The 26,048-nt window shown below is 75.0% G+C and carries 22 protein-coding genes and 1 pseudogene; 13 read left to right on the top strand and 10 right to left on the bottom strand.

Going from position 1 to position 26,048, the window contains the following annotated elements; translation table 11 throughout:
• Nucleotides 1–195: 195 nt before the first annotated feature.
• The gene (locus tag R4Z62_RS02185; protein ID WP_491518982.1) at nt 196–1,311 is read left to right on the top strand and encodes a hypothetical protein; all 1,116 of its coding nucleotides are present in this window, start codon (nt 196–198) and stop codon (nt 1,309–1,311) included.
• Between the two features lie 92 nt (nt 1,312–1,403).
• Here R4Z62_RS02185 and R4Z62_RS02180 read toward each other — a convergent pair whose 3' ends face one another.
• From R4Z62_RS02180 to R4Z62_RS02165, 4 genes are all read right to left on the bottom strand, one after another.
• Complete coding sequence (locus R4Z62_RS02180) at nt 1,404–3,503, bottom strand: xanthine dehydrogenase family protein molybdopterin-binding subunit (protein WP_491518981.1); 2,100 nt, start codon at nt 3,501–3,503, stop codon at nt 1,404–1,406.
• A gap of 60 nt (nt 3,504–3,563) precedes the next feature.
• Nucleotides 3,564–4,556 carry an FAD binding domain-containing protein gene (locus tag R4Z62_RS02175; protein ID WP_491518980.1) on the bottom strand — a complete coding sequence of 331 codons (993 nt, stop codon included), beginning with the start codon at nt 4,554–4,556 and terminating at the stop codon, nt 3,564–3,566.
• On the bottom strand, nt 4,553–5,092 hold the full coding sequence (locus tag R4Z62_RS02170; protein ID WP_355485554.1) for a (2Fe-2S)-binding protein: 540 nt from the start codon (nt 5,090–5,092) through the stop codon (nt 4,553–4,555). Before R4Z62_RS02170 ends, R4Z62_RS02175 begins: the two co-directional genes overlap by 4 nt.
• A 162-nt stretch (nt 5,093–5,254) precedes the next feature.
• Nucleotides 5,255–6,529, bottom strand: coding sequence for a hypothetical protein (locus tag R4Z62_RS02165; protein WP_491518979.1), 1,275 nt, complete (start codon nt 6,527–6,529; stop codon nt 5,255–5,257).
• A gap of 415 nt (nt 6,530–6,944) precedes the next feature.
• Here R4Z62_RS02165 and R4Z62_RS02160 point away from each other — a divergent pair, with 415 nt between their 5' ends.
• Nucleotides 6,945–7,178: a chaplin gene (locus tag R4Z62_RS02160; protein WP_026252304.1), complete on the top strand. Its 234-nt coding sequence runs from the start codon at nt 6,945–6,947 to the stop codon at nt 7,176–7,178.
• A gap of 136 nt (nt 7,179–7,314) precedes the next feature.
• On the opposite strand, the gene R4Z62_RS02155 is transcribed toward R4Z62_RS02160, so the two are convergent.
• Nucleotides 7,315–8,679: an FAD-dependent oxidoreductase gene (locus R4Z62_RS02155; protein WP_491518978.1), complete on the bottom strand. Its 1,365-nt coding sequence runs from the start codon at nt 8,677–8,679 to the stop codon at nt 7,315–7,317.
• Nucleotides 8,680–8,950: 271 nt separating this feature from the next.
• Here R4Z62_RS02155 and R4Z62_RS02150 point away from each other — a divergent pair, with 271 nt between their 5' ends.
• Both R4Z62_RS02150 and R4Z62_RS02145 read left to right on the top strand, forming a co-directional pair.
• Nucleotides 8,951–9,874, top strand: a complete 924-nt coding sequence (locus R4Z62_RS02150) for a DMT family transporter (protein ID WP_389601816.1) — start codon at nt 8,951–8,953, stop codon at nt 9,872–9,874.
• 216 nt (nt 9,875–10,090) lie between these two features.
• The gene (locus tag R4Z62_RS02145) at nt 10,091–11,743 is read left to right on the top strand and encodes a catalase (RefSeq protein WP_064531139.1); all 1,653 of its coding nucleotides are present in this window, start codon (nt 10,091–10,093) and stop codon (nt 11,741–11,743) included.
• 110 nt (nt 11,744–11,853) lie between these two features.
• Here R4Z62_RS02145 and R4Z62_RS02140 read toward each other — a convergent pair whose 3' ends face one another.
• Nucleotides 11,854–12,699, bottom strand: coding sequence for a SigB/SigF/SigG family RNA polymerase sigma factor (locus R4Z62_RS02140; RefSeq protein ID WP_382852418.1), 846 nt, complete (start codon nt 12,697–12,699; stop codon nt 11,854–11,856).
• A gap of 317 nt (nt 12,700–13,016) precedes the next feature.
• Between R4Z62_RS02140 and R4Z62_RS02135 the strand changes: the two genes are divergently transcribed.
• Nucleotides 13,017–14,669, top strand: a complete 1,653-nt coding sequence (locus R4Z62_RS02135) for an MFS transporter (protein WP_491518977.1) — start codon at nt 13,017–13,019, stop codon at nt 14,667–14,669.
• A 6-nt stretch (nt 14,670–14,675) separates the two neighbouring features.
• On the top strand, nt 14,676–14,849 hold the full coding sequence (locus tag R4Z62_RS02130; protein ID WP_064531136.1) for a CsbD family protein: 174 nt from the start codon (nt 14,676–14,678) through the stop codon (nt 14,847–14,849).
• A gap of 80 nt (nt 14,850–14,929) precedes the next feature.
• On the opposite strand, the gene R4Z62_RS02125 is transcribed toward R4Z62_RS02130, so the two are convergent.
• The gene (locus R4Z62_RS02125; RefSeq protein ID WP_491518976.1) at nt 14,930–15,463 is read right to left on the bottom strand and encodes a DoxX family membrane protein; all 534 of its coding nucleotides are present in this window, start codon (nt 15,461–15,463) and stop codon (nt 14,930–14,932) included.
• Between the two features lie 238 nt (nt 15,464–15,701).
• Between R4Z62_RS02125 and R4Z62_RS02120 the strand changes: the two genes are divergently transcribed.
• From R4Z62_RS02120 to R4Z62_RS02105, 4 genes and pseudogenes are all read left to right on the top strand, one after another.
• Nucleotides 15,702–16,259 (top strand): hypothetical protein, encoded by a 558-nt coding sequence (locus tag R4Z62_RS02120; RefSeq protein ID WP_491518975.1) that lies wholly within the window; start codon nt 15,702–15,704, stop codon nt 16,257–16,259.
• 126 nt (nt 16,260–16,385) lie between these two features.
• A pseudogene (locus R4Z62_RS02115) lies at nt 16,386–17,639 on the top strand (cytochrome P450); the annotation flags it as partial.
• An 87-nt stretch (nt 17,640–17,726) separates the two neighbouring features.
• Nucleotides 17,727–18,290 carry a hemerythrin domain-containing protein gene (locus R4Z62_RS02110; RefSeq protein ID WP_491521824.1) on the top strand — a complete coding sequence of 188 codons (564 nt, stop codon included), beginning with the start codon at nt 17,727–17,729 and terminating at the stop codon, nt 18,288–18,290.
• A 163-nt stretch (nt 18,291–18,453) separates the two neighbouring features.
• On the top strand, nt 18,454–19,701 hold the full coding sequence (locus R4Z62_RS02105) for a PP2C family protein-serine/threonine phosphatase (RefSeq protein ID WP_491518974.1): 1,248 nt from the start codon (nt 18,454–18,456) through the stop codon (nt 19,699–19,701).
• 53 nt (nt 19,702–19,754) lie between these two features.
• Here R4Z62_RS02105 and R4Z62_RS02100 read toward each other — a convergent pair whose 3' ends face one another.
• Complete coding sequence (locus tag R4Z62_RS02100) at nt 19,755–20,666, bottom strand: SCO6745 family protein (protein ID WP_355480664.1); 912 nt, start codon at nt 20,664–20,666, stop codon at nt 19,755–19,757.
• 123 nt (nt 20,667–20,789) lie between these two features.
• Complete coding sequence (locus tag R4Z62_RS02095) at nt 20,790–22,052, bottom strand: PP2C family protein-serine/threonine phosphatase (protein ID WP_491518973.1); 1,263 nt, start codon at nt 22,050–22,052, stop codon at nt 20,790–20,792.
• A 327-nt stretch (nt 22,053–22,379) separates the two neighbouring features.
• On the opposite strand from R4Z62_RS02095, the gene R4Z62_RS02090 reads away from it, so the two are divergent.
• The gene (locus tag R4Z62_RS02090; RefSeq protein WP_491518972.1) at nt 22,380–23,207 is read left to right on the top strand and encodes an SAM-dependent methyltransferase; all 828 of its coding nucleotides are present in this window, start codon (nt 22,380–22,382) and stop codon (nt 23,205–23,207) included.
• Between the two features lie 219 nt (nt 23,208–23,426).
• On the opposite strand, the gene R4Z62_RS02085 is transcribed toward R4Z62_RS02090, so the two are convergent.
• The gene (locus R4Z62_RS02085) at nt 23,427–23,846 is read right to left on the bottom strand and encodes a MarR family winged helix-turn-helix transcriptional regulator (RefSeq protein WP_064531130.1); all 420 of its coding nucleotides are present in this window, start codon (nt 23,844–23,846) and stop codon (nt 23,427–23,429) included.
• 62 nt (nt 23,847–23,908) lie between these two features.
• Here R4Z62_RS02085 and R4Z62_RS02080 point away from each other — a divergent pair, with 62 nt between their 5' ends.
• Together R4Z62_RS02080 and R4Z62_RS02075 are read left to right on the top strand one after the other, a co-directional pair.
• Complete coding sequence (locus tag R4Z62_RS02080) at nt 23,909–24,703, top strand: alpha/beta fold hydrolase (RefSeq protein WP_491518971.1); 795 nt, start codon at nt 23,909–23,911, stop codon at nt 24,701–24,703.
• Between the two features lie 90 nt (nt 24,704–24,793).
• The gene (locus tag R4Z62_RS02075) at nt 24,794–25,984 is read left to right on the top strand and encodes an AI-2E family transporter (protein ID WP_491518970.1); all 1,191 of its coding nucleotides are present in this window, start codon (nt 24,794–24,796) and stop codon (nt 25,982–25,984) included.
• Nucleotides 25,985–26,048: the final 64 nt, after the last annotated feature.

Raw genomic sequence — 26,048 nt, 5'->3', positions numbered from 1 at the left:
CCTCCCTCATGTCGCTCGCGTCCCTGACGTCGCTCATGTTCCTCATGTCCCTCGTACCGGCCCCGCCGCCGCGGTCACCCGTGCGCCGCGCCCGGGTGGCGCACCGGCAGAGCACGCTCTTGTAATGGCCAGGGTAAGTCGCGTGCCGCGATCCGGGGGCGCGGGAGCGGCCCGCACCCCTGCCCTGGAGCCCAGATGACCACCCGCTCTTCACCACCACAGCCCAACCCGTCCCTCCAGTCCGTCATCGCCTTCACCGAGGAGATCCACCGGGCCGGACCGCCCGGCACCCCGGCCGGCGGCGGTGAGGGCGGGGCCGCGGACGGCGAACCGGCCCATCGACCGGTGCGCTGCGCCGTGGGCGACCGGCCCCTTGAGGAGGTCGTCCGGCTCGTCACCCTCCTGGAGGGTTCCCCGCGGTACGCCGACACCACCGGCCGGGTCCTGCGCGCCGCCGCCCTGGACCGCCCGGTGGAGGAGGTCGTCCGCCTTGTCGCCGAACTGACCCGGCCGCCGCGCCCGGCCGAGAGCGCCGACGCCACCATCCGGGCCGCCGTCGAGCACCGCGACCTCGCCGAGGTCACCCGCCTGCTGGCGCTGCTGCACCGCGCGCCGCAGCAGCCGCACTGCGCCCGGGTCGCCGTCCGCGCGGCGGTCGGCGCCCGGACCGCCGAGGAACTGGCGGACCTTCTCGGCGGCCTCGCCCGCCAGGACAGGACCGGCCCGCCGCCGCACACCGCGGCGGAGGCCCCGCCCGTCGCCGCCCCGCAGGAACCGGCTGCCGCAGGGACGGGCACGGAGCAGTGCGCCGGCCCCGGTGGCACGCCCTGCGACCCGGAAGAGCCCCTGGCCGCGGAGGCGGCGGACGACGACACGGCCGGACAGGACGGTGCGGCGCGCGCACCGGGACGGCTCGTCTTCTGGCCCGGCTGGGTCGCGGCGGCGGCCCTCGTGGTGTGCGCCGCCGCCCACTTCCCGCTGCACCGCGACGGCGCGTCCGGTCTCGTCTACGGCGCCGCCCTCGCGGCGTCGGCGCTGTGCGGCGCGCTGGCGCTCGCACTGGTCCTGCGGGCCGGGGTGACGGTCCTGGTCGCCGGATCCGTGCTGCCCGCCGCCCTGGCCGCGCTCGGCTACGCCGAGGGCCGGTTCGCACCGGCCGAGCTGACCCGGGCCCTGGCCGTCACCGTGGCGCCGCCGTCGAGCGCCGGGCTCACCGCCGTGTGCGCCGCGCTCGCCTCGCTGGCCGCCCTCTCCCTGCTGCTGATGGTGCAGATGGCCGAACGGCACCCGGCACCCCGGCCCGAGGGCTGACCACCGGACCGCGCGCCGCACCGCCCGGCGGGGGAGGGGGACCCTCGCCGGGCGGTGCGGCGCGCGGCCGGGGGCCGGGACCGGACGGCCGGTCACCCGGCCAGCCCGCCCAGCACCTTGTCCGGCGTCAGCGGCAGCTCACGGAAGCGGACCCCGGTGGCGTGGTGGACGGCGTTGCCGACGGCCGCCGCGCTGCCCACGATGCCGATCTCACCGATCCCCTTGCTCCCCATCGGGTTGAGCCGGGTGTCGGTCTCCTCGACCCAGTACGCCTCCACGTCCGGCACGTCCGCGTGCACCGGCACGTGGTACGACGCCAGGTCCGACTCCACGAAGTCCCCGAAGACCGGGTCCATGGTGCTGCCCTCGGTCAGGGCCATGCCGAGCCCCATGGTCATGCCGCCGATGAACTGCGAGCGGGCGGTACGGGCGTTCAGGATCCGTCCGGCGGCGAACACGCCGAGCATCCGGCGCACCCGCACCTCGCCGGTCACCGTGTCGACGGCGACCTCGGCGAAGTGCGCCCCGAAGGCGTGCCGGGCGAAGGCGCTCCCCGCGTCGGCCTGGCCGGTGGTGTCCGCACGCGCGCTGAGCCCCGCCCCGGGCGGAGGCCCGGCGTGGTCGGCGAGCCGCTCCTTGAGCCGTCGGCACGCCTCGTGCACGGCCCAGCCCCACGACGCGGTCCCGGAGGAGCCGCCGGCCAGCGAGGCGGGCGGCAGATCGCTGTCCCCCACCTCCGTGCGCACCAGGTCCAGCGGCACGTCCAGCGCGTCCGCCGCCACCTGGGCCAGCACCGTCCGGGCCCCGGTCCCGATGTCGGTGGCGTTGATCCCGACCACGAACGCGCCGTCGGGCAGCGCCCGTGCTCGGGCGGCGGACGGCTGCACGTACACCGGGTACGTGGCCGAGGCCACGCCCGTGCCGATCAGCAGGGGCCCCTCCGCCCGGGACCGGGGCCGCGGGTCGCGGTGGGCCCAGCCGAAGCGGCGGGCGCCCTCGCGCAGGCACTCCACGAGGTGCCTGCTGCTGAACGGCCTGCCGCTGTCCGGCTCCCGGTCGGGCTCGTTGCGCACCCGCAGTTCCACCGGGTCCATGCCCAGCTCACCGGCCAGTTCGTCCAGGGCGGACTCCAGGGCGTACATACCGGGCGCCTCGCCCGGCGCGCGCATCCAGGAGGGCGAGGGCACGTCGAGGGGCACCACCCGGTGCGTGGTGAGGCTCTGCGGCACGGCGTACATGACACGGCCGGGCACCGCCGCCTGCTCCACGAACTCCTTGATGCGCGAGGTCCAGGTGGTGGCCACATGGGTCAGGGAGGTCAGCCGGCCGTCGGCGTCGGCGCCCAGGCGGATCCGGTGCAGGGTGGGTGCCCGGTGGCCGACCACCGCGGGCAGGAAGCGGCGCGGCAGCGCCACCGTCACCGGCCGCCCGGTCGCCTTGGCGGCCAGCACGGCGAGCACCGTGTCGGGGCGGGCGGTGCCCTTGGAGCCGAAGCCGCCCCCGACGTGCTCGGAGACGACGGTGATCCGCTCCTGGGGCAGCTCGAACATCTGGGCCAGCGTGTCGCGCATCGCCGTGCCGCCCTGGCTGGAGGCGTACACGGTCAGCCGGCCGTGGCCCCAGTGGGCCGTGCTGGAGTGCGGTTCCATCGGGTGGTTGTGCAGCGGCGGCACGCTGTAGCCGACATCGACCCGGACGGCGGAGGCGGCGAACGCGCTCTCCGGATGGCCGTGTTCGCGGCGGCCGGGGAAGCCGCCGTTGGCGGTCTCCGGCTCGTAGGCGCCCGGATGGTCCACGCGCAGCGTGACGTCGTGCTCCTCCTGCGCGTACGTGACCTCGACCGCCTCGGCGGCGGCCCGCGCCGCCTCCGGGGACTCGGCCACGGCCAGGGCGACGAACCAGCCGCGGTGCGGCACCCGCGGGTCCTGGAGCACGGCGAGCGCCGCGTCCTCCGGTTCCGCCATTCGCGGGGCGTTCTCGCAGGTGAGGACCGTCAGGACGCCGGGCAGCGCCAGAGCGGCGGCGGTGTCGACCGCCGTCACCCGGCCCCGGGCCACCGCCGCCGGCACCGGCCAGGCGTGGACCCGGCCCGGCAGCCGGTACTCGGCGGCGTAGCGGGCGCCGCCGGTGACCTTCAGGCGTCCTTCGCGGCGCTCGACGGGAGCGCCCAGCACGGTCGCGGCGACGGACATGGGGTCCTCCTGTGACTGGGGTGGGCGGTGGAACGAGGCGCGGCGCCGTGCGGCCCGGGATCAGACCGTGGCGGGCTCGGCGAGCCGGGTCAGCACGTCCACGGCGAGATTGCGGGCCAGCGGCACCTTGTAGGCGTTGTCCCGCAGCGGCCGGGCCGCGGCGAGCTCCCGGTCGACGGCGTCCGCGAACGCCTCGGCGGTGACCGGTGAGCCGAGCAGGGCCTCCTCGGCGCGCCGCGCCCGCCACGGCCGGTGGGCCAGCGCCCCGAAGGCGATCCCCGCGTGCGCCACGACACCGTCCGCGACCCGCAGCACCACCGCGACCGAGGCGAGGGCGAAGGCGTAGGAGGCCCGGTCGCGGGCCTTGCGGTACGCCGAGGGCAGATGTGCGGCCGCCGCCGGGAGCACCACGGAGGTGATCAGCTCGCCGGGACGCAGTGCGGTGTCCCGCTCCGGATGCTCGCCGGGCAGCCGGTGGAACTCGGCCGCCGGGACGCTGCGCGCGCCCTCCGTCCCGTACAGCTCCACGTGCGCGTCCAGGGCGGACAGGGCCACCGCCATGTCCGAGGGGTTGGTGGCGATGCACCGGTCGGAGTACCCGAGCACGGCGTGGTCGCGGTGCACGCTCTCCAGGGCGCCGCAGCCGCTGCCGGGCTCCCGCTTGGCGCACGGCTTGGACAGGTCCTGGAAGTACGGGCAGCGGGTGCGCTGCATCAGGTTGCCGCCGGTGGTGGCGGCGTTGCGCAACTGGCCGGAGGCGCCCGCGAGCAGCGCCTGCGACAGCACCGGCCAGCGGTCGCGGACCAGGGGGTGCGCCGCGAGGTCGCTGTTGCGCACGGTGGCGCCCACCCGCAGCGAGCCGTCGGGCAGTTCCTGCACCGTGTCCAGCGGCAGCCCGGTCACGTCGACGAGGAAGTCCGGGCGCTCCACGCCCAGTTTCATCAGGTCGACCAGATTGGTGCCGCCGCCGAGATAGCGGGCCCCGGGGTGCGCGGCGAAGGCGTCCGCCGCCTCGTCCACACTGCCCGCCCGTAGGTAGCCGAAGGGTTTCACGGGACGACGTCCTCCACGGCCTCGACGATGCGCGGATAGGCCCCGCAGCGGCACAGGTTGCCGCTCATCCGCTCCCGGATCTCGCGCGGATCCAGCGGGACGGGACGGCCGGGGGCTGCGGCGGGGCCGGTGACGTGCGAGGGGTGGCCGGCCGCGGCCTCGGCCAGCACGCCCACGGCGGAGCAGAGCTGGCCCGGGGTGCAGTAGCCGCACTGGAAGGCGTCCCGGTCCAGGAACGCCTGCTGGAGCGGGTGCAGTTCCCCGTCGTCGTCCGCCAGACCCTCGACGGTCGTCACCTCGCGCCCCTCCAGGGTGACGGCGAGCAGCAGGCAGCCGTTCGTCCGGCGCCCGTCGACGAGGACCGTGCAGGCTCCGCACTGGCCGTGGTCGCAGCCCTTCTTCGCCCCGGTGAGACCGAGATCCTCCCGCAGCACGTCCAGCAGGACGCGGCGGTGGTCCAGGAGGAGGGTGTGGGGCTCGCCGTTGACCCGGAACGAGGTTCCGGAACGGTGCCCGGTGTGCTGGTCGCTGCCCATGGCGTGGATGACCTTCCGGACGCGTGATGCGGTGCAGACCGCGTATCCACACAGCGGCACCTGACACGTCCGGACACGCCGCGAGCCCCGGGCCGCCCGCGCGGACGGCACCCGGCCGGCCCTGCGGACAGGGACGGCCCCGCCTCCCGGCCGGGCGGTGTGTCAGTCCCCGGCCGGGCCCTTCGCGGCATCGCCGTCCCGGAGTGCGGGCGGTGGTGGTGGTGGCGGGGGCGGGGGCGGCGAGGGGACCGGCGGTGCCTGCGACGGCTGCGCCTCCGGTTCCGGCGGCGCAGCCGCGCGCCGGGCGAGGGCACCGCCCTTGAGCCGCTCCAGACCGCGGGCCAGGTGCTGGAAGGGCGAGAGCCCGGCCGGACCGGCGGCCGGCCTGCGGACCGGCGGGACACCCTCCGCGCCCGCGGCCTCGCGGTACACGGCGAGCGCCTCGTTGGCGCGCTCGGCCGCGTCGCGGTACAGGTCCCGGGACTTCGTCATCGCGTCCAGGGCCTCGGCGTACATGGCCACCAGCTCGCGCGCGCGGACCAGTTCCTCCTCCATCGTCATCAGGTGCCACTGCTCGCGCAGCACCGTCAGCGCCTGGTCGCCGCCCTCGGGCAGCGGCCTCGGCAGCGCGTCGAACCGCCGTACCGCGTCCAGGACCTCGGTCGGCTCGTTGCCGTCGAGGAAGACGCTGCGCACGGAGAACCGCTCCGCCTCGTAGCCGGGGGCCGCCGGGCTGCCGGGCAGGACGACGGCGCCGCCCCGGGGGACCCGGGCCCCGTAGTCGTCCAGCACCCAGTTCACGGCCCGCAGGCGCTGCGGGGCGGCGCGGTGCTCCACGACCCGGTGCCGCAGACCCTCGGGCAGCAGCCGCACCAGCGCCGGGCGGCCGCGCTCGTCGGGTGTCATGGCCTCGTGCACGACGACATGGACGCACCAGGTGTCGCGCACGGCGTGCCGCAGCACCCGCCGCAGCTCCTTGTCGTCCTCGGGCAGCTGGTTGACGTCGCCGAGCCGCAGTCCGGTGACGGCCTCGTGGTCCCAGCCGGTGCCGGGCTCCTCCGCCCCGGCCGGCCGGGGCGGCCGGGGCGGCCGGCCCGGCCAGAACATCGAGGCGGGAGAGGGCCAGCGCGGGTTCCAGGGCTGCTCCGCCTCGGCGATCAGCGTCCACTGCTGTTCGTCGGCGGCGCCCCGCAGCGGCGAGAGCGAGAGCCGGGCGCGCACGGTCACCTCGCCCGGGGCCAGCCAGCGCGCCTCGAAGACATGCTCACGGGAGAGGTCGACGTCGTCCGGCTCGGTGTGGCTGTGCAGGACGGAGTCGGCCTCCAGCTTCTCCAGGTGGCGCCGTACGGCGTCCGCCGGAGCGGGGCCACAGTGGCGGCCTCGGGCGCACCACACGGTGGGCGGGGCCGCGGGACGGGGAGCGGGAGAGTTCGACATGGGCCAATCTGCGGGCGGGGACGGCGGTCGTCTCCCAGTATCACCGCAGCGGATCATGATCGGTTCGGCGGGGCCGGTGGCCGGGGCCGCGCGGTCGGTGCCCACGGGCGCCCACGGTCCGCCGCGACGGGCTCCGGCGGAGGTCAGCGCGGTGGTGCGCCGCCGCACTCCGGCCGGGCCCGGATGCGTCGGCGGAGCACCTGGAACCCGCGGTGCGTGGGGGTACGGCGTTGACGCGGCTCCGGTCCCACCGCCGCCGAGCCCCGCGTCCGGCCCGCCGCCACACCCCGTTCGGCCCAGCCCGGCCCCCGGGGAGGCTGACGTGGCTACTCCGTTCGGCCGCCGCCTCCCACCCCTGGGCGGCGGACGCCCTCAGTGTGGAGGCACGTACCCCTTCCAACGACAGGAGTTCTCCATGAGGATCCGAATGACGGCCGCCGCGGTCCTGGCGGGTGCGGCCCTGATGACGTGCGCGGGAACCGCCGCCGCCGATGCCGGTGCGGAGGGCGTCGCGGTGGGCAGCCCCGGAGTGCTCTCCGGCAATGTCATCCAGGTCCCCATCGACCTCGGCCTGAACCTGTGCGGCAACTCGATCGACGTGATCGGGCTGCTCAACCCCGCCACCGGGAACGCGTGCGCGAACAAGTAACGGCGCCTTCGGGCGGCGTGGTGCGCCTCGGCGCACCGGCGCACCACCGACGGACGAGCCGTGCCGCCTTCGAGGGGGCACGGCTCGTCCGTCGTACGGGGCCGGGGCCGGGGCCGGGGGCGTCGCGGTGCCGGTGCTACGCGCCGCTCGCCCCGAGCATGTCCTCGCGCTCGACGATCTTCACGCGCTCGCGGCCCTGCGGCTCGCCGAGCGCCTTCTCCGCGGCGTCGAGGCGGTACCAGCCGTCCCAGGTCGTGAACCGGACGCCGTGCTCGGCCAGGAAGGCGTCGACGGCCTCCGGGTCAGGGGAGGCCGGGGTGTGCAGCCGGCCGGAGGCGTAGTCGTCCAGCAGGCTGGCGACCGTCTCGTTGGCGTCGCCCTTGGTGTGGCCGATCAGGCCCACCGGACCGCGCCGGATCCAGCCGGTCACGTACGCCGACTGCACATGCTCGCCGGTCTCGCCGATGATCCGCCCGGCCTCGTCCGGGACGGTGCCCGAGTCCTCGTCCCAGGGCAGCTTCGGCAGCCGGTCGGAGAGGTAGCCCACGGCGCGGTAGACGGCCGTGACGTCCCAGTCCTTGAAGGCGCCGGTGCCCTTGACGTTGCCGGTGCCGTCCAGCTCGGTGCGCTCGGTGCGCAGACCGGTGACCCGGCCGTCCGCGCCGAGGATCTCCGCCGGGGACTCGAAGAAGTGCAGGAACAGCTTGTGCGGGCGGTCGCCGACGTCGCGGATCGCCCAGTTCTCCAGCGTCTTGGCGACCATGTCGGCCTGCTTGTTGCCGCGCCGGGTGGCGATGGAGCCCTCGTCGTAGTCGATGTCCTCGGGGTCCACGATGACCTCGATGTTGGGGGAGTGGTCCAGCTCCCGCAGCTCCATCGGGCTGAACTTCGCCTGCGCGGGACCGCGGCGGCCGAACACGTGGATCTCCAGCGCCTTGTTGGCCTTCAGGCCCTCGTAGACGTTCGGCGGGATCTCGGTGGGCAGCAGCTCGTCGGCGGTCTTGGCGAGGATGCGGGCCACGTCCAGGGCGACGTTGCCGACGCCGAGGACGGCGACCTTCTCGGCCTGGAGCGGCCAGGTGCGCGGCACGTCCGGGTGCCCGTCGTACCAGGAGACGAAGTCGGCGGCGCCGTAGGAGCCGTCCAGGTCGGCGCCGGGCACGGACAGCGCCCGGTCGGCGGTGGCGCCGGTGGAGAAGATCACGGCGTCGTAGAAGGCGCGCAGGTCGTCCAGGCTGATGTCGCCCGGGTAGTCGACGTTGCCGAACAGACGGATCTGGGGCTTGTCCAGCACCTGGTGCAGGGCCGTGACGATGCCCTTGATCCGGGGGTGGTCGGGGGCGACGCCGTAGCGGATCAGGCCGAACGGCGCCGGCATCCGCTCGAAGAGGTCGATGGACACACCCGGGTCGGTGGCCACGCCGGACTTGAGAAGAGCGTCGGCGGCGTAGATGCCGGCGGGGCCGGCTCCGACGATGGCTACCCGCAGGGGGCGCGGCATGATCAGGTTCCCTTCGAGCGGTGAAACGACGACTCGACGGCAACCCTAAACTAAGGCAAGCCTAAGTGGGTACGCGGGTCCGATCTATGAGGTCATAAGCCTAACTTATGACAAGTCAAAGACCTCATGATGGTCGCGGACCGGCCTCCCGAACGTACCCCGCCGCCCCGCCCGGCGTCGCGTCCGTCCCCGTCGTCCCGTCCGGCGTCGCCTCGCCCGGCCCCCTTCGTCGCGGCAGGACGGAACGCCGCGCGTCGGGCATGGTGGACCTGTGATCGGGCTGGCCGTGTTCTTCGCCGTCATGGGCGCCGCGAGCAACGCCGTGGGGACCGCCTTCCAGCGGAAGGCCGCCTCCGCCGTGCCCACCGGCGGGGGACTGCGGCTGCTGCTGGCCCTGGCCCGGCATCCCGTGTGGCTCGCGGGCATCTGCGGGGTCGTCGCCTCCGCCATGTTCCAGGCGCTCGCGCTGGTCAACGGGCCGCTGGCGCTGGTGCAGCCGCTGTTCATCATGGAACTGCCGTTCGCCCTGCTCATCGCGGGCTCCCTCATGCGCCGGGGCCTGCCCGCCCGGGGCTGGGCCGCCGTCGCCGGAGTCGTCGCCGGGCTCGCCCTGGTCCTGGTCGCCGCCTCGCCCTCCGGATCCCACGACCAGGCGCCCATGGTCCGCTGGGTGCCCGCGCTGATCGGCTGCCTGGGGGCGATGGCCGGGGCGTTCGCCCTGGCCCGCCCCGGACGCTCGCCCCTGCTGCGCGCCGCCGCCCTGGCGGCCGCCGCCGCCATCGGCAATGCGCTGACCGCCGCCCTGCTGAAGTCCGCGAGCGGCATCCTGGACGCCGACGGCTTCACCGCCTTCCTCACCACCTGGCAGACCTACGGGTTCGCCGTCGTCGGGGTCTGCTCGCTGCTGCTCCTGGAGAACGCCCTCCAGGCCGGTTCGCTGGCCGCCTCCCAGCCCGCCCTGACCATCGGGGACGCCACCGTGAGCCTGCTGCTGGGCGTCACCCTCTTCGGCGAGCACATCCGAACGGGCGTCTGGCTCCTGCCGGAACTGGCGGGCGCCGGCCTCATCGTCTGGGGCGTCCTGAGGCTGATCCGCGTCGTCCCGCACGCCCAGCAGACCCTCGCCGGCGATGCCGCCCCCGCCCCTCCCGCCGGCCGCGTCCCGGACCCCGCGGACGGCCGGGTGGACGGCTGAGCCGGAACGGTCCGGGATCCGGCCCTGCCGGACGGCCTAACCCCGGCCGTGGGGCGCGGGCAACGGTGCGAAGGTGAACATATCCGCGTGGATACGGGTGAAAAGGTCACCCGGTGGTGCGTGTGCGTACCGCCGCGTCGTGCCGGACGGCGATCCGCCAGCGGCCCGCGGCCGCCACGCGGGACCGAGCCGACGACGTCGAAGGAGTCCACGGGCATGACGGACGTATCCAGCAAGGGTCCGGGCGACGACCCGAAGGCCCTCACCAACCGGCAGGGCCATCCCGTCTACGACAACCAGAACCAGCGGACCGTCGGCGCCCGCGGCCCCGCGACGCTGGAGAACTACCAGTTCCTGGAGAAGATCAGCCACTTCGACCGGGAGCGCATCCCGGAGCGGGTGGTGCACGCCCGAGGAGTGACGGCGTACGGCTACTTCGAGGCGTACGGCGCCTGGGGCGACGAGCCGATCGGCCGCCACACCCGGGCCAGGCTGTTCCAGGAGCGCGGCAGGCGCACCGAACTCGCCGTCCGCTTCTCCACGGTGATCGGCGGCCGCGACTCCGCCGAGACCGCCCGCGACCCGCGCGGCTTCGCGGTGAAGTTCTACACCGAGGACGGCAACTGGGACCTCGTCGGCAACAACCTCGGCGTCTTCTTCATCCGGGACGCCATCAAGTTCCCCGACGTCATCCACGCCCTCAAGCCCGACCCGGTGACCTTCGAGCAGCAGCCCCGGCGGATCTTCGACTTCATGTCGCAGACGCCCGAGTCGATGCACATGCTGGTCAACCTGTTCAGCCCGCGCGGCATCCCCGCCGACTACCGGCACATGCAGGGCTTCGGCGTCAACACCTACAAGTGGGTCAACGACGAGGGCCGCACCGTCCTCGTCAAGTACCACTGGATGCCCAAGCAGGGCGTGCGCAGCATGACGGAGGAGGACGCGGCCAACGTCCAGGCGCAGTCCCTGGGCCACGCGACCAAGGACCTCTACGAGGCGGTCGCGCGCGGCGAGTACCCCGAGTGGGAACTGCTCGTGCAGATGATGGACGACAACGACCACCCGGAGCTGGACTTCGACCCGCTGGACGACACCAAGACCTGGCCCGAGCAGGACTTCCCGCCCCGGCCGGTGGGCCGGATGGTCCTCGACCGGATGCCGGAGAACTACTTTGCGGACAACGAGCAGATCTCCTTCGGCACCGGCGTCCTCGTCGACGGCCTGGACTTCTCCGACGACAAGATGCTGGTCGGCCGCACCTTCTCCTACAGCGACACCCAGCGCTACCGGGTCGGCCCCAACTACCTCCAGCTCCCGGTCAACCAGCCCAAGCACGCGCCGGTGCACACCAACCAGCGCGACGGCCAGATGACGTACCACATCGACGGCGGCGGAGCGAATCCCCTCGTCAACTACGAGCCGTCCATCACGGGCGGCCTCCAGGAGGCGGTGTACCCCGCGCACGAGGAGCAGGGGCCCGAGATCCGCGGCCGGCTGACCCGCGCCCGCATCCCGCGCGCCAACGACTACCAGCAGGCCGGCCAGCGCTATCTGCTGATGGAGCAGTGGGAGCGCGACGACCTCGTGAAGAACCTGGTGGGCCAGCTCTCCCGGTGCGACCGGCCGGTGCAGGAGCGCATGGTGTGGCACTTCCTGCTGGTCGAGAACGAGCTGGGCGTGAGGGTCGGCGAGGGCATCGGCGTCTCGCCCCAGGACGTGGCGGGTCTTGAGCCGCTGGCCGGGCAGGACCTCACCGACGAGGACCGCAAGCGGCTGTCCCGGCTGGGCGAGAACCCGCCGCGCGACGTGGAGGGCCTGACCATGACCCACTGCGTCCCCGACGAGCGGCACACCGTGACCCGCTGACCACCCGCACGCGTGGGAACGGGCGCCGGTCCCGGGATCTCCTCCCGGGACCGGCGCCCGTCCTCGGCGTCACGCTGGCGCGGCCGGCGCGCGCCGGCCGCGACGACCGCTCAGTGCACGCTCAGCAGGCCCTGCCGCAGCCGCCCCAGCAGCCGGTTGAGCAGCCGCGAGACATGCATCTGCGAGATCCCCAGCCGCTCGCCGATCTGCGCCTGCGTCAGCTCCTCGACGAACCGCATGTGGATGATCTGCCGGTCCCGATCGTCCAGCTCCTCCAGCAGCGGCGCGAGGCTGTGCAGATCCTCCACCAGCTCCATGCCCATGTCCTCGGCGCCGATGAAGTCGGCCAGGACGCTCTCGCCGTCCTCGCTGCTGCTGACGGCGGCGTCCAGGGACGCGGACGTGTAGCCGTTGGACGCCACCCGGGCGTCGATGACCTCCTGCTCGGGGAGGTTCATCAGCTCCGCCAGCTCCTTGGTGGTGGGCTTGCGCCCGAGCCGGCTGCTCAGCTCCTCGGTGGCCTTGGCCAGCTCCACCCGGGCCTCCTGGAGCCGCCGCGGCACATGCACGGCCCAGGTGGTGTCCCGGAAGAAACGCTTGATCTCGCCGACGATGTACGGCACCGCGAAGGAGGTGAACTCCACCTCGCGGGAGATCTCGAACCGGTCGATCGCCTTGATCAGGCCGATCATGCCGACCTGGACGATGTCCTCCATCTCCTGGGGACCCCGGCTGCGGAAGCGGCCCGCCGCGTACCGCACCAGCGACATGTTCATCTCGATCAGCGTGTTGCGGGCGTACTGGTACTCGTGCGTGCCCTCTTCCAGGTGCGCGAGCCGGTCGAAGAACACCCGGGACAGAGCGCGTGCGTCGGTCGGCGCGACCTGTGAGGGGTCGGGCACCTCCGGCAGCTCCGTCCGAGCTCGGATCGCCTTCGCCTCCGCGGTCAACGCCATCGCGCGGCCCTCCCTCTCAGCTGCTGTTCCTGCCCGTCGTGACCGCCCCGTCACCGAGTGCGGCCTGGGCAGCGTGTACCCGGCTTCCAACCTCTCACACCATTATTTCTCCACCGGAGCGATTTCACCCACGGGGGCCGGCGCGCGCGGCCGGCCGCGCGCGCCGGACGCGACGCGCTGAAGTGGCCCCGGACGCGCTGAGCGGCGATCGTGTCCGTGAGGGTGTTCCGCTCCGCGGCCCGGGGAACGCGCCCCTGGAGCGCGCGGGACGCCGACGGCCGGTGCGCGCCCGCGAGCCGCGACCGGGAGGAGCGTGGGTGAACAGGCAAGTGCGGTCCGGCGGTCGCCGCGGCGACCCGGCGGGCACGCCCGACCCCAGGCGCTGGAAGGCCCTGTGGGTCACGCTGGCGACCGGCTTCATGAGCCTGCTCGACGTCACCATCGTGGCCGTGGCGCTGCCGTCCATGCAGCGCGACCTGGGCACCTCGGCGTCCTCCGTGCAGTGGGTGGTGTCCGGCTACGCCCTGGCGTTCGCCCTGGTCCTGGTGCCCGCAGGCCGCCTCGGCGACGCGATGGGCCGCCGCCGGATCTTCCTGTGCGCCCTGGCCGGCTTCGTGCTGTGCAGCGCCGGTGCCGGTGCCGCGCCCAGCATCACCTGGCTCGTCGTGGCCCGCCTCGCCCAGGGCGCCTGCGCGGGCTGCCTGGCCCCGCAGAACTCCGCGCTGATCCAGCAGATGTTCCGCGGGGCCGAACGCGGACGCGCCTTCGGCCTCTTCGGCGCCGTCGTGGGCGTCTCCAGCGCGGTCGGGCCGATCACCGGCGGCCTGATCCTCGCCCTGGCCCACGGCACCCAGGGCTGGCGCTGGATCTTCTACGTGAACGTCCCCGTCGGCGCCGTCGCCCTGCTGCTCGGCCTGCGGCTGCTGCCCAAGGTGGCGCCCGGCCGCCGGGAACGGCTCGACCTGCCCGGCGTGACCCTGCTCGGCACCGGCGTCCTGGCCCTGATGCTGCCCCTGGTCTTCGCCGAGAGCGGCGGCCTGCACCGGCTGTGGTGGCTGTTCCCGCTCGGCGCGCTGCTGCTGGCCTGCTTCGCCCGGTGGGAGGCGCGGGTGGCGGCCCGCGACGGACAGCCGCTGCTGGACCCGCGGCTGCTCACCGGCACCCGCGGCTACGGCCTGGGCACCGCGCTCGGCGCGCTGTACTTCGTGGGCTTCAGCGGCGTATGGCTGGTGTTCGCGCTCTTCTTCCAGAACGGCCTGGGCTACGAGCCGCTGCGCTCCGGGCTCGCGGTGACGCCGTTCGCCATCGGCTCGGCCGCCGCCGCGGTCGTCTCCGGGCGCCTGGTGGAGCGGCTGGGACGGCTGCTCACGGTCTGCGGCCTGGTCGCGGTGGTGCTCGGCCTCGGCGCCACCGCGCTGATCCTGCACTCCGCCCCGCCCGCCATGCTCACCTGGCTCGCGGCGCCCGCCCTGCTCGTCGGCGGGCTCGGCAGCGGCTGCGTCATCTCACCGAACGTGACGATGACGCTCCGCGACGTACCCGTGCGGATGGCCGGGGCGGCGGGCGGCGCCCTCCAGACCGGCCAGCGCCTGGGCGGCGCCGTGGGCACGGCCGCGCTGCCCGGCCTGTTCTACGCAGTGCTCGCCGCCACCGGACAGGATTACCGCGCCGCCGTTGCGCTGGCCGTGGGCTCCGCGCTCGTGGCGATGCTGGCGTCCCTGGCGGTGGCCGTCCTCGACTGGCGCCGCGACCACCGGCGGCGGCCCCCGGCCCCGGCGTCCGGCGGGCCCGCGCGCACCCCCTCGCCGGGTCCGGACGGCTCCGTTCACTCCGACGGCCGTACGGACAGGTGCGCAACGCGCGGCGGGGGTTCCCCCGGACGCGGTACGCCCGGACCGGGGCCAGGTTTGCCGCGCACCGCACAGGACACCCGGCGCGGTGACACCGACCTCGATCACGGCTGGGAGTGAGCGACCGTGGCTGGAGACCAGAAGGCCAAAGGCAAGAAGGAACAGATGAAGGGCAAGGCCAAGGAGACGGTCGGCCGCACCGTGGGCAACGAGCGGATGACCGCCGAGGGCCGCGCCGAGAAGACCAAGGGCGACGCGCGCCAGGCCAAGGAGAAGGGCAAGGACACCCTCAAGCCCTGACGCCGCCGTCACGCAGGACTTCGCGGGCCCCAGCCGTACACCGGCTGGGGCCCGCGAAGTCCTGCGTGCGCCGCCGGGGCTCAGCCCGGCAGCCTGGCCCGCAGGCCGCCGACCGCGGCGGCCGGTCCCGCAGTCGCCCGGACCGAACGCCGCACCAGAGCGGCGTCGCGCCGCAGCTCATGGGCCCGGTGCCGGCCGCGCCACAGCCACGACGGCGCGGCACCGGTGTCGTCGGCGGCGATGAGCAGCCCACCGAGCATGGAGAGGTTCTTCAGGAAGTGGATGCGCTGCTGCGCCCGCTCGCCGGGGTCCTTCGCCTCCCAGAAGCGGTGCCCGGCCAGCGTGGTCGGCACCAGCGTGGCCGCCAGCGCCAGGGCGGAGAGCCGGGGGAGCCGCCCGAGACCGAGCAGCACACCGGCGGCGACCTGCACACCCCCGCTGAGCCGTACGACCTGTTCGGTCCGGTCGGGCAGGAGGGCCACGCGTTCGGTGACCGGACGGACGACCGGTTCGGCCAGCGGGGTGACGGCCTCGGGGTTGCGGACGGAGTTCAGGCCGCCGACGACGAACATGGAGGCGAGCAGGGGACGACCGGCCACGCGCAGCAGACTCATGGTCCTCTCCAGACGTGAGGGGTGTACGGCCTGTGCCGGGTTCCCGGACCCGCCGGATGCATTCGAGCCGGAGGGACCGGACCGGATCTGGCCGGAACACCGGGCAACCCTCTTCGTCTTTCGGAACTGTGACAGTTTTCCGGGACATTACGGAACCGGAGAGCGGTGCGCACCGGTCTTGTCCGACGACCGACGAGCCGGGAACCGACCCGGCCCCATGCATTGGGGGAACACTCACATGCCCATGCGTGTCCGCACCCGACGAATCCTGATCGCCGCCGCCGCGCTCACCGCGGCCGGCTCCCTGACCGCGATGACCCCGGTGGCCGCGGGCCCCGGGACCTCTCCGGCCCGTACGGCGCGCACGGCGGCCGCGCCGGGGACCGCCGCCCGTACCCTCTCCGCGTCCGTCGCGCCCGCCGCTGCCGCCCAGGGCGACCCGCGCAGCGTCACCCAGCGGGTCGCCGACTTCTACGGCGCCTACATCGACACGGCCTGGGACGGCTCCGATCCCGCCGCGGGCGCCGACGCCAAGGCGCTGAAGGCGTTCTACCTGACCGCGGGCGCCCGCAGGGCCGTCGCCGCGTACGAGGCCAGGGAGCACGCCGACGGCGTCCTCTTCGCGCAGAACGTGCCGGTGAAGTGGAAGGTCGCCTACGCCGGCTCGGGCGGCGGCCACGCCACCAGCAGGGTCTACCTCACCTGGAGCGACGGCAGGAACGCCCAGGTGACGAAGATCGACGTACGGTCCGACCTCAGGACCCGCAAGATCACGGACCTCAGGCCGGTCCGCTGACGGCGGCGGCGGTCGGCCCACCCCTCCCCGGGGCACGCCGCCCGCCCCGCCGCCGCTCACGGGACCACGCGGACACGCACCGTATCCGCGTGGTTCCGGCACGCCGCCCGGGGAACCCGGCCCGGCATGGACGCCGACCGACGCCCCCGCCATCTCCTCGCCGACCAGACGCTCCCGCTGCTCGCGGCCGGGTACACCTGGCTGCCCCAGCTCATGGAACGCAGCACCGACGGCGTCGTGGAGACCCGCCTCCTGGGACGGCCCGCGCTCGCGCTGCGCGGACCGGACGCCGTGCGGTTCTTCTACGACGAGCGGCACGTCCGCCGCGACGGAGCACTCCCCGGACCGGTCAAGGCCACCCTTTTCGGCCACGGCGCGGTCCACACCCTGGACGGCGAACAGCACCGCGCGCGCAAACGCCTGTTCCTGCCGCTGCTGCACGCCGACCGGATCGCGGGCGTCGTCGACGAGGTCACCCGGGCGTGGGACGAGGCCGCCGCCGACTGGGCACGCCGTCCGGACGTCGTCCTCTTCGACGAGGCGGCCGTGGCGCTCACCCGGGGCGTGCACCGCTGGGCCGGGGTCCCCCTGGACGCACCGCGGGCGCGGGCGGTGGCCCGCGACCTGATCGCGATGGTCGACGGCTTCGCCTCCCCGGGCCCGCGCCACTGGCGCGCCCGGCGCGCCCGCCACCGTCAGGAGGAACGCCTCGCCCTCCTGGTGGCGAACGTGCGCGCGGGCCGCGTACCGGCACCGGCGGGCTCCGTGCTGGAGCGGGTCGCCCGGCACCGCGACGCCTCGGGTGCCTGGCTGCCGCCGTACACCGCCGCGGTGGAACTGCTCAACGTGCTGCGCCCCACCGTCGCCGTCAGCTGGTTCGTCGCCTTCGCGGCCCACGCGCTGCACCGCCACCCCGAACACCGGGCCCGGCTGCGGAAGCCGGACCCCGCCGAGTCCGTCGCGTTCGCCCACGAGGTGCGCAGGTTCTATCCCTTCGCGCCCTTCCTCGGCGGCCTGGCCGCCCGCGACCTGACCTGGCGCGGGCACACGCTCCCGGCGGGCGGCATGGTCCTCCTGGACGTCTACGGCCAGAACCACGACCGGGCCCTGTGGGGCGATCCGTACACCTTCCGCCCGCACCGCTTCCTCGCGCACCCGCCCGCACGCGACGAGCTGATCCCGCAGGGCGGCGGCGACCCGCGCACCGGGCACCGGTGCCCCGGCGAGGGCGTGACCCTCGGGCTGCTCCAGGCCCTCGCCGTGCGCCTGGCCCGGCTGGAGTACGACGTCCCCGACCAGGACCTGCGCATCTCGCTGCGCCGCGTCCCGACCCGCCCGCGCAGCGGCTTCGTCATCAGCGGCGTACGCCCGCACGGGCGGCGCGCGACGGTGTGGCCGGGACCGGTCCGGGAACCCGCCGGGCCGTCCGGCGGTACGCATCACCTTCGAGCGGCGAGGAGCCCGGCCATGGGACACGGCGGAGACGTCATCCAGGAACTGACCACCGACCACCGCGAGGTGGAGGAGATCTTCGCGCAGATCGAGGCCCTCCCCACCGGGGACCGACGGCGCAAGAACCTGGCGGACCAGGCCACCATCGAACTGGTCCGGCACTCCGTGGCCGAGGAGATGTACCTCTACCCGGCCGTACGGCGGCTCCTGCCGGACGGCGACGCGATCGCCGACCGGGAGATCGACGACCACGCGCGGGCGGAGCGCACCATGAAGGACCTGGAGGGCTGCCCGGCCGACGAGATCCGCTTCGACCAGCTCATGGGACGCCTGATGCGCGAGATCCGCGAACACGTCACGGACGAGGAGCAGAACCTCTTCCCCCGGCTGCGCGAAGCGGCGGGCGCCGGGGAACTGGAGGAGCTCGGCGACAAGGTGCGCGCGGCGAAGCGGACCGCGCCGACCCGGCCGCATCCCTCCGCCCCGGACACGCCGCCCGGCAACAAGCTCCTGGCGCCCGGCGCGGGCATGATCGACCGGCTCAGGGACGCCCTGTCCGGGCGCGGCGGGGCCGGCTGAGACGAGCCGCCGCCCGCACGGAGCGCCGGCGCGTTCCGTGCGCCGCACCGCGGGTCGCTGCCCGCCCGCGGCCCCCGTCGGTGCTGGGATGGAGCCGGTGGAAGGATCCGGAGGTCCGCGGCGCGCCCGTCCGGATCCCCGGACCGTGGGAAAGGGGCGGCCGGTGCAGGGCGAGCAGGGACCCGGACCCGGTGCGGCGGACGCGGGCCGCGCGGCCCGCGCGGACGGCTTCGCGCGGGCCGAACGCGCCGTCGGCGCGATCGGCACCACCCTGGACGTCCGCAGGACCGCCGCCGAACTGGCCGAGTTCCTCGCCGGGGAGTTCTGCGAGGCCGCCACCGTGGACCTCTTCGACCACCCGCGGGGCACCGGCCGCCGGGCGGCCGGGCCGCCCGGCGCCCTGCACCGCGCGGCCGTGTCCGGCCGCCGCGCCCTCCTCGCCGGCCTCGAACGGGTCCCGCGCCTCGACGTCGTCGTCCAGGCGCTGGACGCGGGCCATCCGATCACCGCGTCCTTCACCGCGGCCGGCGGGGTGAGCCTGGCCGCCCTGTCGGTGCCGCTGCTCGCCTGGGGCCGGGTCTACGGCGTCGCCCTCGCCCTGCGCACCGGGCGGCTCTTCGACGACGACGAGACGGCGGCGGTGCACTACACGGCACGCGTGGCGGCGGCCCATCTGCGGCACGCGGAGGAGCACGAGGAGATGGGCGAGCAGGTCCGCCGGCTCCAGCAGGTGCTGGTGGCCGACCCGGGCCGCCCGCACCCCAACATCGAACTGGCCACCCGCTATCTGCCCGCCGACCGGGGCACGCTGGTGGGCGGCGACTGGTGCGAGACGGTACGTCTGCACTTCGGCCGGACGCTGCTGGTCATCGGCGACGTCATGGGCCACGGGCTGGACGCGGCGGTCGACATGAACGCCTACCGCTCGATGCTGCGCTACGTCGCCGCCGCCGACCTGCCGCCCCACCGCATCCTGCGCCAGGTGGACGCCACGATGGCCGAGGAGCGGGGCCGCCGCCCGGCGACCTGTCTGCTGGCGCTGCTCGACCCGGCGCGGGGCACCGCCACCTACGCGGGCGCGGGCCATCCGCCACCGGTCGTCTTCCACGGCGACGGCACCGCCGGGCCCGTCCCGGTGCCGGTCGGCCCTCCGCTCGGCACCGGACTGGGCGCCTACGAGCCGGTCGGGCGGCCACTGCTGCCCGACGACACGCTGGTCCTGTTCACCGACGGCCTCATCGAGCGGCGCGGCGAGGACATCGACGTCTCGCTCGCCCGGCTCGCCGCCCTGCGCGTCCGGCCGGGGCAGGCCGTGTCCCGGCTGCTGGACGAGATCCTGGCCGGGCTGGCGGCGGGCCGGGCCGACGACGACGTCGCCGTCCTCGCGGCCCGCCCGCGCCACCGCTCCTGACCGGCGCGGCCCGCCCGGCCGCCGCCGCCTCGGCCTCCGGCATCGCGGATGCCTCAGCCGCCGGTGCCGCCGGCCGCCGCGGTGGCGGCCCGCGCGGACTCCCAGAGCGCGCCGGTGAGCCCCGCGGGATTGCCGGCCGGGATCAGACCGGCGCGCAGCACCGTCTCGGCCAGGGGTTCGAGGAGCGCGGCCAGCCGCGCCCCGGCGTCCGCCCCCACGGCCGCCCACGGCTGCGCCGCCGCCGCGTCCGTCCGCGCCTCGATGTCGGCCCGCCCGGCGACCCCGGCCGCGGTCAGGGCGCCGTCCGCGTCGAGCCAGCCGCGCGCCCGCAGGGCGGCCTCGGCCGCCTGCCACGCCTGCGGCTCCCAGGGACGGATCTCCCGCAGCAGCCCCGCGTCGGACTCGCCCGCCGCCGTCTTCAGCACCATCGCGGCGACCGGGCCGAGACCGAGGGAGACCAGGACGGCCACATGTCCGTCCCCGCGGTGCTCGCGCAGCGTCGTCAGGGCCTGCCAGAGCCGCAGATGCGGCTGCGCGGGCCGGTCCAGGGCCTGGTTCGCGGCGGAGAGGACCCGTCCGGCGGTGTCCGCCGCCTCGGCCGCCGCCCACGCCAGGTCGGCCGCCTCGGTCAGGGCGGCACCGGTGACCGCGTCCCGCCCGAACAGGCGGGTCAGGGCCTCGTCCATGGCGTGCTGCCGGGCCGCGAGCGCGTCCGCCGGGGCGGCCAGCTCCCACGCGTCCGGGAGGGCACGGCGCACGTGGTGCGGCGGGAAGACGTAGAACGAACTGGTGACGACCGGTGCGCCGACCGGGCCGAGCGGGGCTGCGCGCAGCGCGAAGTAGCCCATCCAGAAGCCGCGCAGACCGGCCTCGGCGGCGGCCTGCCGCGCCTCGGGCGCGAAGTAGACCAGGCTGTGGACGGGCTCGTACCGCTCCCACAGCGTCCGTGCCAGTACCGCGCTCATATGGCTCCTCCCCGAGACCCGCCCCGCCCGCACGCACGCACGCCGTCGTACGGCCGTCATGGGCAGCAGCATGGACCATGACAGCCGTCATAACAACCCCGTGGCCGGCGCGCCCGGCCCGGCTCAGTGCCTGCCCGGCGTCAGCTCGGCCAGCAGCAGCGTCCGGTCGTCGGAGACGTCGTCGGCGCCGGAACCGGCGAGCAGCCTGCGGCACAACGACGGCAGGGCGTCCGGGCCGTCGGGCTCCGGCGCCTCCTCGGTACCGGCGTCGAGGTCCCGGGCGAGCCGGGTGATGCCCTGGTCGATGTCGCGGGTGCGGGACTCGACCAGACCGTCGCTGTAGAGCAGGACGAGGGAGGGCTCCGACAGCGGCAGCACGGTCGGCTCGTAGCGGCCCGTGCCCAGCCCCAGCGGCAGTCCCGGGGTGACGAGGGAGACGCGCCGGGCCGGGCCGCCCGGCCCCCGGATCAGCGGCGGCGGATGACCGGCCCCGACGAAGGTGCACAGGTTCAGATCCGCGTCCCACTCCGCGTACATGCAGGTGGCGAAGGGCGCGCCGGGCGTGTCACCGGCGACGGCGTCCAGCCGGTGCAGCAGTTCGCTGGGGCCGATGTCGAGCGCCGCCAGGGTCCGCACCGCGGTCCGCAGCTGGATCATGGCGACGGCGGACTCCGGGCCGTGCCCCATCGCGTCGCCCACGATCATCCCGAGGCGGCGCCCGGCCCGGGGCAGCACGTCGTACCAGTCGCCGCCGATGACGGTGTCCTGCCCGGCGGGCCGGTAGCCGTGGGCGACCCGGCAGCCCTCGAAGCTCTGCCCGGTGTCCGGGAGCAGGCTGCGCCGGATCGCCAGCGCGGTGCGGCGCTCCCGCTCGTAGCGCCGGGCGTTGTCCAGCGCGACACCGGCCCGGGAGCCCAGCGACTCCACGGCCACGGCCTCCACCCGCGCGAACGGCTCGCGGTCCGGGCCGCGGGTGCAGGCGATGAAGCCGACCGCCGTGCCGCGCAGGCGCAGCGGGACGATGAGGAACGACGCGCTGCGCACCAGGGCGTCCACGCCCATGTGGTCCGGGCCGGTCTTGAGCAGCCGTTCGGCGGTGTGGTCGTCGACGCCGTCCAGCAGCTGCGTCTGCCCGCTGGCGACGGCCCGCGCGTACGGCGTCTCGCGCGGGAAGACCAGTACCTCGCCGACCGGCAGCAGATGCTCCCAGTCCTCGGCCGCGTCCGCTCCTATCCGCAGGGCGAGGCGGCGCGCCTCGATCTGCGGCGGATCGGCGGCCATGCGCGCCTCCTCCTCCACCAGCCAGCGCTGGAGCAGGTAGACCGAGGCCGCGTCGCAGAAACCGGGCGCCAGCGCGTGCACGACATGGCGGCCGGTCAGCTCCAAGTCGAGTTGCGACCCGATGGCGTCGGCGGCCGGGGAGAAGTACCGGCGGCGGACGGCAGGCGCGGGGTGGGCGCCTTCCGGCTCACGGCGGACGCGGGGTTCGGTGCGTTCTGTGTTCCGCAGGGTCGTTGCCTTCCGGGTGGGGCCGGTGTCGGCGTGGGGCGGGTGGTGAGGTGCGCGGCGGTGTGTCCGGAGCGCGGGAAGCCGTCCGGCTGTGGGGTGGGTCCGGGGCTTCCAGGTGGTCGGGTGTACGGGGGAGCGGTGGCGTGTGCCGTGCGCAACTATATGATGCCGGGTCAAGGTCACCGATCAGTAGGGGAGTTGGTCATGCTCCAGGGGGACGGTCTGCCGCAGGGCGTGGATCCGGGCAAGGCCAGTGTGGCCAGGATGTACGACGCCATGCTGGGCGGTGAGCACAACTTCGCCATAGACCGCGAGGCGGTGGCCGCCTTCACGGCGATCGACCCCCAGGTCCGCACCCTGGCCCGTGCCAACCGGGCCTTCCTGGGCCGCGCGGTGCGCTTCCTGGCGGAGGCGGGCGTACGCCAGTTCATCGACCTCGGCTCCGGCATCCCCACCCAGGGCAACGTCCACGAGGTCGCCCAGGCCGCCGCTCCCGGTGCCCGGGTGGTGTACGTGGACAACGACCCGGTGGCGGTCGCGCACAGCGAGGCGCTGCTCGCCGACAACCCGGGCGCGGCCATCGTCGCCGGTGACATCCGGCGCCCGGAGGAGATACTCGCCGCGCCCCGGGTGCGCGAACTCATCGACTTCGGGCAGCCGGTCGCCGTCCTGATGATCACGATCCTGCACTTCGTCACCCCGCAGGAGGACCCGGCCGCCATCGTCGCCGCGTTCCGGGACGCGCTGCCCGAGGGCGGCTGGCTCGCCCTGACCCATGCCACCGACGAGGACCGCCCGGACACCGCGGCGGCCGTCGGGCAGTTGTACCGCGACCGGGCGACGTCACCGGTCACGGCCCGCTCGTACGACGCGATCCTGTCGCTGTTCGACGGGTTCGACCTGGTGGGCCCCGGCCTGGTCCATGTACCGCTGTGGCGGCCCGGCGACGCGGACGAGATCCCGGAGAACCCCTCCCAGTACTGGGTGTACGCGGGCGTGGGGCGCAAGGCGGCGGCGACGCCCGCCCGTTGAGGCGTAACGTCACCTCTCGCCGCGGGCACGGCCGCGCGGGCCGGCCGGCACGGCGCGGCCCCGCCCGGACAACAGCCGATGCGCCGATGACGGCCGATCCCGCGACGGGGCCGCAGGCCGGCGTGCGGTCCGCCACCGGGCACGGGCGCGGGGACCTGCGCTCCCGGCGCGCCGGACGGATCGGAGAGGCGAAACCGCGGGCGGCCGGGCCGTTCTCCGTCAGGCGCCGTCGTCCGACGTCAGGCGCCGCAGCAGCAGGAGCAGCTGCTCCCGGTCGTCGTCGGACAGCGCGGCGAAGCACGAGGCCAGCACCTCGTCGGCGACCTGGTGGCCGGAGGCGAGGACGCGCTCGCCCGCCGGGGTGAGGTGGTGCTCGATCCGCCTGCCCCGGCCCGGTGTGCGCTCGACCAGCCCCTGCGAGGCCAGCCGGCCCACGAGCGTGCCGAAGGCCTGCTCGCTCTGGAAGGTGGCGGCGGCCAGCTCGCGCGCCGAGGCGCCCGGCGTACGGCCGACCGCCCGCAGCGCGTCCCACTGGGCGAGCGTCGTCCCCACCGCGGACAGGGCGCTGTCGAGCGCCCGGTGCTGGCGGTACTGGGCGAGCTTGACGGCCCGGCCGAGTGTCTGCAGGTCGGCGTCCATGGGGAGAGTCTAGAGCATGACTAAGCTAGCTTATATAAAGATGCTTAGTTACAGTGTCCGGCATGTTCACGGACCACACGGCGCACGCGTACCCCGACCTGCCCCTCACCCTCTCCGCGTCCGGCACCGGCCGCCCGGTGCTGATCCTGCACGGCGGCGGAGGCCGCGCCACCGTCGCCGGGATCGCCGCGCGCCTCTCCCGCACCGCCCACACCCTCACCCCCGTCCACCCCGGCTGGGAGGGCACCCACCGGCCCGCGTGGCTGACCGGGGTCGACGACCTCGCCCTCGCCTACCTCCACCTCCTGCACGACCGCGGCCTGGACGACGTCCTGGTCGTCGGCTCCTCGCTGGGCGGCTGGACGGCCGCCGAGATGGCGGTGCGGGACACGGCCGGGGTGATCAGCGGCCTGGTCCTCGTCGACGCCGTCGGCGTCCGGGTACCGTCCGAACCCGTCACCGACGTCTTCGCCCTCGACGCCCGCGGTCTGGCCGAGCGCTCCTGGCACGACCCGGCGCCCTTCCTCGCCGCCACGGCCGGCGCACCGCCCGGAGAGGCGGCCCGGCGGCAGGCCGACCTGGCCACGATGCGCGTCCTGGCCGGCGACCCCTACATGCACGACCCCAAGCTGCTGCGCAGGCTCGGACGCGTCCGTACGCCCGCCCTGCTCGTGTGGGGGGAGAGCGACCGCGTGGTGACTCCCGCCTACGGCGCGGCGTACGCCGGTGCCTTCGCCGACGGCCGGATCGAGGTCGTGCCCCGGGCCGGCCACCTTCCGCAGCTCGAACAGCCCGACGCCACCCTCGCCCTGATCGAGGACCATCTGCGCCGGACGGGGAGCCCCGCACGCCGATGACTCCCGCCCCGGCGCGTGGCGCCCACGGCCGGGCCGGAGCGCCCCGTACGGTGACCGGGACCTGACCGTACGTCGGCAGCGGGAGGCGCGGTGACGGATGCGGGCGGTGCGGCGGCCGGGCGGGGCCGCGGGCGCCGGCCGGGCGACATGGTCCTGGGCAGCAGACCGGCGCACTCCACGAGGCTCCCGCCGCGACCACGCCCCGAGCGGACCGCCCCGGCCGCCGAGCACCCGCGCGCCGAGCGCACCGTCCCCTGGCTGCGCGTCGCCGCCGCCTACGCCTGGCGCCTCATCCTGGTCGGCGCCGCCGTCTACGGCGTCTTCACCGTGCTGGGCCGCTTCCAGCTCATCGCGGTGGCCGTGTTCGTCGCGCTGGTCGTGACCTCGGTCCTGCGCCCGTTCGCCGACCTGCTGAACCGGGTGCTGCCCCGGCCGCTGTGCGTGGCCGCCGTGCTGGTGCTCTCCCTGCTGGTGCTCGCCGCGCTGCTCGCCTTCGTGGGCGAGGCGGTGGCGGGGGAGTGGGGGCGCCTGACGAACGAGCTGACCGGCGGCATCCACCGGATCGAGCAGTGGCTCCAGCGCTCGCCGTTCCGGATCGGTCCGGGTCGGCTCTCCGCGCTCCAGAACCAGTTCATGTCCTATCTTTCCGCCCACCGGGCGAGCCTCGTGGACAGCGCGGTGAGCGGTCTGGGGCGGCTCGTCGAACTGGTCACGGCGGGCGCGCTCGCCCTGTTCACCTCGGTCTTCTTCATCCACTCCGGGGAACGCCTGTGGCGCTGGGCGCGCGATGAGCTGCCCGCCGGTGCCCGGCCGGTCTGGGAGCGGGCCGGGCAGGCGGCCTGGCGGGCCTTCGCCGGGTACACCCGCGGCATCATCATCGTGGCCGCCACCAACGCCGTCCTCGTGGGCGTCGCCCTGTTCGTGCTGCGGGTGCCCCTCGCGCTGCCGCTGGCCCTGCTGGAGTTCTTCGCGGCCTTCATCCCGCTGGTCGGCTCGCCGATCGCGCTCGCGGTGGCCACCGTGGTCGCCCTCGCCGGACGCGGCCCGCTCACCGCGCTGGCCGTGATCGTGCTCATCGTCGTCATCGGCCAGTTGGAGGGCCATGTCCTGCATCCGCTGGTGATGAGCTGGGCGGTGCGGCTGCACCCGCTGGTCGTCGCGGTCTCCGTCATCGCGGGCAGCATCGTCGCCGGGGTGATCGGCGCGATCGTCGCGGTCCCGTTCGTCTCGGTCGTCTGGGCGGTCCTCCAGGCGCTGCGGCACCGGCCGGACACGACCTAGGAGCCGACGGAGGACGGGGCCACGGCCCGGAGGGGGCCCGTGGAGGGCGGCCGACGGCCCGGCC

This window comes from Streptomyces sp. PL-25 (genome assembly GCF_058344915.1).
The sequence above is the reverse complement of the archived record's forward strand: the minus strand, read 5'-3'. Positions and strand labels throughout refer to the sequence as shown.